This window comes from Frankia canadensis (assembly GCF_900197875.1).
Taxonomy (GTDB): domain Bacteria; phylum Actinomycetota; class Actinomycetes; order Frankiales; family Frankiaceae; genus Frankia; species Frankia canadensis.
The window spans coordinates 1-8,373 of the sequence record NZ_FZMO01000170.1 but is presented as its reverse complement, the minus strand read 5'-3'; the positions used below and the strand labels follow the sequence as shown (position 1 = coordinate 8,373).

The 8,373-nt window shown below is 71.5% G+C and carries 7 protein-coding genes and 1 tRNA gene; 7 read left to right on the top strand and 1 reads right to left on the bottom strand.

Going from position 1 to position 8,373, the window contains the following annotated elements:
* Nucleotides 1-586: 586 nt before the first annotated feature.
* From C1A33_RS15225 to C1A33_RS15205, 5 genes are read left to right on the top strand one after another with little or no spacing between them, the layout of a single operon-like run.
* Entirely contained in the window at nt 587-3,061 is a 2,475-nt protein-coding gene (locus C1A33_RS15225) for an ATP-binding protein (RefSeq protein ID WP_243407578.1), read from the top strand.
* A gap of 31 nt (nt 3,062-3,092) precedes the next feature.
* Nucleotides 3,093-3,512: a roadblock/LC7 domain-containing protein gene (locus tag C1A33_RS15220; protein WP_101832158.1), complete on the top strand. Its 420-nt coding sequence runs from the start codon at nt 3,093-3,095 to the stop codon at nt 3,510-3,512.
* Complete coding sequence (locus C1A33_RS15215) at nt 3,509-3,868, top strand: DUF742 domain-containing protein (RefSeq protein ID WP_101832157.1); 360 nt, start codon at nt 3,509-3,511, stop codon at nt 3,866-3,868. Before C1A33_RS15220 ends, C1A33_RS15215 begins: the two co-directional genes overlap by 4 nt.
* Nucleotides 3,849-4,505 carry a GTP-binding protein gene (locus C1A33_RS15210; RefSeq protein ID WP_423748080.1) on the top strand — a complete coding sequence of 219 codons (657 nt, stop codon included), beginning with the start codon at nt 3,849-3,851 and terminating at the stop codon, nt 4,503-4,505. Before C1A33_RS15215 ends, C1A33_RS15210 begins: the two co-directional genes overlap by 20 nt.
* Nucleotides 4,502-5,794, top strand: a complete 1,293-nt coding sequence (locus C1A33_RS15205; protein ID WP_101832156.1) for a cytochrome P450 — start codon at nt 4,502-4,504, stop codon at nt 5,792-5,794. The genes C1A33_RS15210 and C1A33_RS15205 overlap by 4 nt, the downstream gene beginning before the upstream one ends.
* A 105-nt stretch (nt 5,795-5,899) precedes the next feature.
* On the opposite strand, the gene C1A33_RS15200 is transcribed toward C1A33_RS15205, so the two are convergent.
* The gene (locus C1A33_RS15200; protein WP_243407577.1) at nt 5,900-6,727 is read right to left on the bottom strand and encodes an alpha/beta hydrolase; all 828 of its coding nucleotides are present in this window, start codon (nt 6,725-6,727) and stop codon (nt 5,900-5,902) included.
* 151 nt (nt 6,728-6,878) lie between these two features.
* On the opposite strand from C1A33_RS15200, the gene C1A33_RS15195 reads away from it, so the two are divergent.
* A tRNA-Lys gene (locus tag C1A33_RS15195) sits at nt 6,879-6,951 on the top strand.
* 263 nt (nt 6,952-7,214) lie between these two features.
* The gene (locus C1A33_RS36615) at nt 7,215-7,835 is read left to right on the top strand and encodes a hypothetical protein (protein ID WP_243407576.1); all 621 of its coding nucleotides are present in this window, start codon (nt 7,215-7,217) and stop codon (nt 7,833-7,835) included.
* Nucleotides 7,836-8,373: the final 538 nt, after the last annotated feature.

The window sequence follows — 8,373 nt, the reverse complement described above, 5'->3', positions numbered from 1 at the left end:
CCGCGCGGGAAGGCGCTACGCGCCGAGATGGCCCGTGGCCGTCGATCCCCACACAGGCTCGAATCGGACAATCCGGGAAATGGCCATCTCGGGACCGCGTGGCCAGAATCGGCCAAACCATCACCAATGCGACCCAATTTCCGTGGAACGTGATGACCAGGGGGCCATTTAGGCCGGTCATGCATATCGTCGCAACACTCAGGACAAGATCTTTTATCCACCGCACAACGACCCCGGAACGCCCATAAACCCATCAATGGACAACGGACCATCACCATGGCCACTAGGAGTCAATCCGCGCTATCAGTCAACCTCGTCCACTCCGATTGATCGAGTACCCCCGCCTAGGCTGATTCGCACCGTTGTTATCCGGCCCGGCTCCGCGCCGATCCGGGTACCTCGGCCGCACAGGGAACGGCGACGAAGGCGAGACCGGGGGGTCGAAAACCATGACGTACACACCTCCGGCCCTCCGCCGCGGCCTGCCGGGACGCGGTGACGGCGCCCGGCAGGATCACGTCCCACGGCCGAGCGCCGCGTCGCCTGATGCCCGCCTGCTCGCCGCGTTCCGTTGACGAGGATTCCCATGCCGACACATGCCTCGAGCCCCCGTCGCACCCCACAGGCCTCGTCCGATCGGACGCCGGGCCTGCTGCTGCTCGCCCTGCTGGTCGTCGCCGGCCTCGGCCTCTGGGCGGCTCTCGCCACCTCGGCGGCGAGCCGGCCGGCCGTGGTGGCGGCCGCGGTCGCGGCCGCCGTCGTCACGGCGCTCGCCGGGGCGCTGGCGACCTCCCGGGGCCGCGTGGTGCGCCGACTGCACACCCAGGTCACCGATCTGGAGACCAGGCTCGACGGTGTGCGCGCACAGGCCCGGGCGCAGCAGTCGCAGGCCGCCCACCTGGCTGAGCACACCCTGCCGGCGATCGTGAAGCGGCTGCGTGACGGCTCGTCGCCCGAGGTCGCGCTGGCCGAGATCGAGGAGGCGGAACAGGCCTCCGCCGGGGCCGGCGGCCTGACGAGCGCGAACGGCCAGACGAGCGCGAACGGCCAGGAAGGCGGCGCCGTCCTGGGGGCGGCGACGGCCGAGCCGGAGATGGACGAGATCGCCCGCCAGGCGGCGCAGGCGCATCACCGCATCCTGCGCACCCTGGCGACGGAGATCGGGCGAGGCGAGCGGATGCGCGCGGCGGCGATGTCGGCCTGTGCCAACGCCGCCGGCCGCGTCCAGGCCCTCGCCACCAGCATGCTCGCCGACCTGCGGGAGATGGAGGACCGCCACGACGAGGCCGTCTTCGGCGACCTGCTGCGTCTCGACCACGCGACCGCGCAGGCCGGCCGGCTGGCGGACAGCATCGCCGTGCTGACCGGTGCCCGCACCGGCCGACGCTGGACCAAGCCGATCGTGATGGAGAGCATCCTGCGCGGCGCGGTCGGGCGGATCAGCGCCTACCAACGCGTCCGGCTGCACTCGACGAGCACGGTCGCCGTCGCCGGCTACGCCGCGGAAGGCGTCATGCACGCCCTCGCCGAACTGATGGACAACGCCACCAGCTTCTCGCCGCCCTCCGAGGAGGTCCACGTCTACGTGGAGGAGGTGCAGGCGGGCATCGTCGTGACCATCGAGGACGGCGGTCTGGTGATGGGACCGGCGGCGCTGCGCCGCGCCGAGCGCGCCGTCTCCGCCCAGCCGCTGGACCTCACGACGCTGTCCGGCACCCGGCTGGGCCTCGCGGTCGTCGGCGTCCTGGCCCGCAAGCACGGGCTGACCGTGTCGTTCCGCCCGTCCTCCCGCGGCGGCACGGGCGTCGTCGTGCTGGTTCCCCGCCGTCTGCTCGCGGTGGCCCGGCCCGGCGTCACCACCCCCATACCCGCGGACGCCGACACGGCCGACGCGGGCACCAGCACGGAGGGAACCATCCGGCTGGCCGCCGTCGACATGGTGGCGGCCAGCGGTGCGCCCGAGAGCGGTCCGGACGGCGCCGCGGCGACGACCGGCGCACCGACCGGTCCCACGCCGACCGCGGCCACGACCGGCCCGATACCCCTCCCCCACACCGCGGCCGCCAGGTCGGCCCGGCCCGGCGCGGCGCCGGGTGAGGGCGCGGCGCCGCACCTCAACGGGCTTCCGTCACGTGACGCGGTGACGCCCGGCGGTCTGACGCCGGGAGTCGGCGGGGTACCGGGCGGCGATGGGCCGCCCCGCTCCGAGCGGCTTGCGAGCGCCGGCGGGCTGCCCGGCACCGAGTGGACGCCGGACGCCGGCGGGCTGCCGGGAGGCGGTGGGGCGCTGCCGAAGCGCCGCCGTGGGGAGACGATGGCGAACGCGGCGAGCCGGGCGCCCGCCGCCGGCGCCACCCGGCCGGGCCTGGCGCGGCCGGGCAGCGCGGGCTCGGGCGCGCCGCGAGCGACCTCGCCGGCGGCCACGGACCCGGGCGCGCGGTTCGGGGCCTTTCGGCGGGCGACGCGCGGCGGTGGCCGGCCGCAGGATCCCGCCGTGGGAACGCCTGCCGTGGGAACGCCTGCCGTGGGAACGCCTGCCGGGCCATCGCCCGCTGCGGCCACCCGCCCGGCTGACGCCCGCCCCGGCCGGCCGTCCGACGCGGACACCGGCCGCCCCGCCGGCACCGACACCAGCCGTCCAGTCGGCGCGGACACCGCCCAGTCCGTCGACACGGATCCGGCGCACACGTCGGCCGAGCAGGTCCGCACGGTGCCCGTACCGCCCGGCGGACCAGCCCAGCCGCCCACGCCGACCGACGCACAGGGTGCTTCGACCGGGGAGGCGTCGGACAGGCCCGGTTCGCTGCCGCGGCGCGTGGCGGACCTGGGCCTGGCGGGACTGCCGCCGCAGGTGGCGGGGCTGCAGCCGCGCCCCCGCGACGGCGACGCCGAATCGGAGCGGCAGGCCTGGTTCGGCCCCCGGCACGGTGGTGACGCCGCCGGCCCCGGCGACCCGAGGGACTCCACGGCGCCGGCGGGTCCCGCCGGCCCGGCAGGTCCCACCGACACCTCCGCGACGCCGGCCGAGGGCAGGCGCATCTGGGGAAACGGCACCATCTGACCAGCACCTACGCATCTGCCGGAGACTTTTCATGAACGCGAGAACCCGCGACCTCGACTGGCTGCTGGAGAACCTGCTGGAGCGCACCCCGGGGAGCCGTCATGCCCTGGTCCTCTCCAAGGACGGACTCAAGCTCTGCCACAGCTCCGGCCTCAGCATCGACCAGGCGGACCAGCTCGCCGCGATCGCCTCCGGGATCCAGAGCCTCGCGCACGGCGCGTCCATCGAGTTCGGTGACGGCTCGGGCGGCGTGCGGCAGTCCATGACCGAGTTCCACGGCGGGCTGCTGTTCATCATCGAGGCCGGCGAGGGCGCGCACCTCGCGGTCGTGGCCACCGACGACGCGGACGCCGGCGTCATCGGGCACAACATGAACGAGTTGGTGGAGCAGATCGGCGACTATCTCTCCGCGCCGCCGCGCGCGGCTGTCTCCGGATTCGCGGCCTCGTGATCCGGGAGGCGATCGACGGGGAGAACCCGGACCGGCTGTACACCGTCACGGCCGGCCGGTCCCGCGCCGACGAGAACGCCTTCGACCTGGTGACCCTGATCGTCAGTGAGAGCGAGCCGGCGCCGGGCATGCAGTCGGAGCTGGCGGCGATCCTGCGGATGTGCCGCACCCCGACGGCCCTCGTGGAGATCGCCTCCGAGCTTCGGCTGCCGGTGAGCGTCGTGAAGATCCTGCTCTGCGACCTGCACGACACCGGCCGCGTGTCGGCACGTCATCCCTCCAGCGCCGCCGTCAAGACCCCACTGCCCCGTCCGGAGATCCTGAAGCAGGTGCTCGTTGGACTCAAGAAGCTCTGAGCTCGCCGGCGGACAGCTCGGCGGCGGACAGCTCCTCAGCCCGGCTCCGCCACGCGCGAGCCTGCCCCTCGCCGACAGCATCACCGACGCGCTGAAGATCGTGATCGTCGGCGGCTTCGGCGTCGGCAAGACGACGATGGTCCGCGCGGTCAGCGAGATCCGGCCGCTGAGCACCGAGGAGACGATGACCGGCGCCGGCATCGGCATCGACGACACCGGCGGCGTGCGGGAGAAGAACACCACCACGGTCGCGTTCGACTTCGGCCGGATCACCCTCAACGAGCGGATGGTGCTCTACCTGTTCGGCGCCCCTGGGCAGGAACGGTTCTGGTTCCTGTGGGATCGGCTGTTCGCGGGGACGTTGGGCGCGGTCGTCCTCGTCGACACCCGGCGCGTCGCCGACTCGTGGTACGCGATCGACCGGCTGGAGCACCACGGGATGCCGTTCATCGTGGCCCGCAACAATTTCGGCGAGCCGGAGCACACGCTGCCGCAGCTGCGCGACGCCCTGTCGTTGTCGGACGACATTCCGCTCGTCGACTGCGACGCCCGGCAGCGCTCGTCCAGCAAGTCGGTGCTCATCTCGCTGGTCAACCACCTGTACACCCTGTCCACCGCCCAGGAGACGTCGCCGTGACCCATCCGCATCACGATCGTGTCGGCCCCTGGGCCGCGGCCGGGACCGCAGGCTCGGCGACGGCCGGTTCGGCGACGGCCGACGCCGCGGCGCGTCCCGCCGCCATCCGGCTGTACGGCCCGCGCTTCCAGCGCAACCCCGCCCAGGTGTTCCGGGAGATGCGCCGGGCGCACGGTCCGGTCGCGCCGATCCTGCTCGACGGCGACCTGCCCGCCTGGCTTGTCCTCGGCTACCGCGAACTGCACTACGTCACCAGCAATCCGGAGCTGTTCGGCCGCGACCCGAGCCGCTGGCGCCTGTGGGACCAGGTTCCGGCGGACTGGCCGCTGCGCACCCTCGTCCAGCCACAGCCCTACCTGGCGCATCTGGAGGGCTCCGCCTACGAGCGGCGCTCGACCATCGTCAACGACGTGCTCGGCGAGGTGGACCTGTTCGAGCTGCGGATGCTGTGCGAGCGGGTCTGCGACCAGCTGATCGACGGCTTCGCGGGGCGAGGCGAGGCGGACCTCGTCGCCGACTACGCCCAGGCGTTGCCGATCCTCGTCATCGGCCGGATGGCGGGGGTGGCCGAGTCCGTACTGCCGGATCTGCTGCGCACCCTCAACACCTCGGCGAACGCCGCCGGTCCCGAGGCGGTCGAGGCGCAGGTCCGGTTCGCGACGATGATCGGCGAGGCGCTCGCGGCGCGCAAGGACAACCCCGCGCCGGACATCCCGTCGGCGCTGCTCGCCCATCCGGGCAAGCTGACCGACGAGGAGGCGCACTGGGACCTGCTGGCGATCGTCGGGTACGGCCAGCAGCCGACAACCGACTGGATCGGCAACACCCTGCGCCTCATGCTCACCGACACCCGCTTCGCCATCACCCTGTCCGGCGGACGGCGCAGCGTCGGCCAGGCGCTCAACGAGGTGCTGTGGGAGGACGCCCCACTGCAGAACATCGCCGGCCGCTGGGCGGTGCGCTCCACCCAGCTCGCCGGCCAGCACGTCCAGGCCGGTGACCTGCTCGTGCTCAGCTTCACCGCGGCGAACAACGACCCCCAGGTCCGCCCCGACTCCTTCGAGGGCCCCGGCGGCAACCACGCGCACATGGCGTTCGGCCACGGCGAGCACCGCTGCCCGTACCCCGCGCAGGAGATCGGCGAGACGATCGCCCGGACCGCCGTCGAAGTGCTGCTCGACCGGCTCCCGGACGCGACGCTGGCCGTCTCCCCCGACGCGCTGGTCTGGCGCCCGTCACCGTGGATCCGCGGCCTGTCCGCCCTGCCCGTGCACTTCTCCCCGGCCTGACCGTCCTCCCGCCCTGACGGCTTGCCGGCCTGAGGTCTCACGGCCTTACGGCCTTCCCAGGCCGACCGTCCGTCGGTCTCTGGCGGGCCTTGCGCCCAACCGGTGTCAGATCTCGCCGGAACGGGGGGCGAGTGCCCAGTCGAGGGCGAAGTCGGCGACGGCCTCCCAGCCAGGGACGACGGCCGTCAGATGCGGGCGGCCCGGAGACTCGTGGTACGCGGTGATCGCCCCGGACCTCCGCTGCCGCTGGTACGCCTCCCGGCTGACGGAAGCGGGCACGGTGTGGTCGGCGTCGGCGCCGATGATCAGCAGCGGGGCGCGGTCGACCTTGCCGAAATCGACACGGCTCACCGCCTTCGGGTTGAGGTTCGCGAACGCGGCCTGCCACAGCGGTCGGCCCGGTGTCGGCGCGTGCAGCCGCGCGTGAAGTTCGTCCGACTCGGCGCGGGTCAGCGTGTTGCCGAATGAGTAGAACCACTGGGCCTTGGTCAGCCCGACCAGCTGATGACGGGTCGCCGGCTTCGACAGCACCGGCGAGGACGTCCGCAGCGTGGCCGGTGGCAGCCGCAGAACACCCCTGACCGGCGCGGGTGACAGCGCGATGCCCGCCTCCCCCACCCCCCGGTCGAGCAGCATCTGCACGATCAGCCCGCCGAACGAGTGCCCGATCAGGATCGGCGCCTCCGGCAGGCTCGCGATCACCGCGGCGTAGCTGTCCGTCACCTCGGTGATGCCGACGCGGCTCTCGGCGCGCGGCGCGGCCCGCAGCTCGTCGAGCGGCCGGTCCATCCCCGGCCATTCCGGTGCTATTCCCCGATGCCCACGTGCGGCGAACCGGTCGATCCACGGCTGCCAGCTCGCCGACGTCAGCCACAACCCGTGGATGAACACGATCGTCCGCCCGGTGCCCGCTCCGCCATCGGTCTCGCTCACCTGGACTCCTCGTCGCACCGGCCGCAGATCATCATCAACGCAACGTACCGCCCCCTGCACTATGGTGCACGTCACATCGACTACGCTTGCACCCCACGTTCGCCCCCGGCACCGGTCCGTGACCACCGGGGGCGAGTACGATCCCCCCTGCGGGCCGTTAGCTCAATTGGCAGAGCAGCCGGCTTTTAACCGGTGCGTTCAGGGTTCGAGTCCCTGACGGCCCACTCAGATTCAGCCCGCCCACCTGCAAGGTTGGTGTTTCCGACTGACCCGATTTTCCCTCCATGATCCTTGTGGGCACGGAGTGGGCACGCGGACGCACCGCACGCCGTGGGACGGCGTCCGCGACCGTCCTCGCTGCCGCCTGCCCAGCCGAGCGCAGCAGGTGTGCGTACAGCCGACCGGTGATCGCCGGGGAGGCGTGGCCCAGCCGCTTGGACACCAACTCGATCGCGACGCCTTCAGCGAGCTGGATCGACGCTGACGAATGCCTGAGATCATGGAGCCGGCGGCGGGAGAGCAGGCGGTCACCCAGCTCCATCCCGCACTTCAGATCGACCGCCAGTGGCTCGGCCAGCGAGAGCACCGCGCCCGCACCCCGGCGCCGCACGCATCCGACAACGGTCACCTCACCGATCGGCTCGCGGTCACGATAGAGCGTCCAGGTCCCGATCGGTTCTCGATGCCGCTTGCCGACGATGATGGTCTTCGCGCCCTTCTCGGCATCTCGGACGAGATGGCAACACAGCCCGACTCGGCGTGTGATGACCTGCATATGCGATGCGCCCTCTCCGCCGCCGTCACCCAATCCCCACACACCCTGCGCCGCGTCCTCGCCGACCACCCCTGGATCACCCTCGACGGCACCGAAACCCTCATCACCCTCGCCGCCCTCACCACCATCTACGCCCCCGACAGCCTCAAGATCATCGTCGAGGGGGCGCTCAGTGCCTCGCAGAACCCGCAGACACCCGCCGGGCCGAACCACCGGCCACCTGATGCCGCAGCAGGCCCATCTCCCTGCCCGCGGCCGAGCCGCCCGGCCTTCTTCCGTGACGCGTCACCTGAGCCAGTGCCGGCGGATCCGCTGCTGCAGGGTGACCAATGAAGGTGTGAGGTCGCAGCCGGATCGGGGGTTCAGGTGTCTGATTCTCAAGGATCTGATTCTCAAGGGGCCCGACCATCATAGACCGTGATCGCGATACGGCTGTCGCCTCCCTACCGCCCTCGCCATTAAATGGCGGGAGCACTACCGTCTCGCACTAGTTTGGCAAGCAGGTTAGGCACTAAGTGCCTGCCTATACTCTTTTAGGTCGTCCTCATCCTGACTGAAGAAATACTCGAGCAATGCTTGGAGATCGCCTGGGTCCGGAGTCTGCGGTGCTGGCTCGAGGTGCTGGCGGATTCGGAATGTTCCACCGCCGGTGTTGTACATCGTGTACAGCCCGATCTGCTGGCGGAGCGCTTCTGAGATCATGCCTTCGGGAAGCGGCAGGTCCTCGTCGTCCGAGTCGATCTCGACGACAAGGTTGGGGAGCTGGGCTACTCGGCCGTGAGCCACAGCCTCGTAGATGGATTGCAGACGGCTAGCCTCAATGCCACTTCCGCTAAGTTGATCAAGCTGCTATCTGGGGTTTCACGGGGTT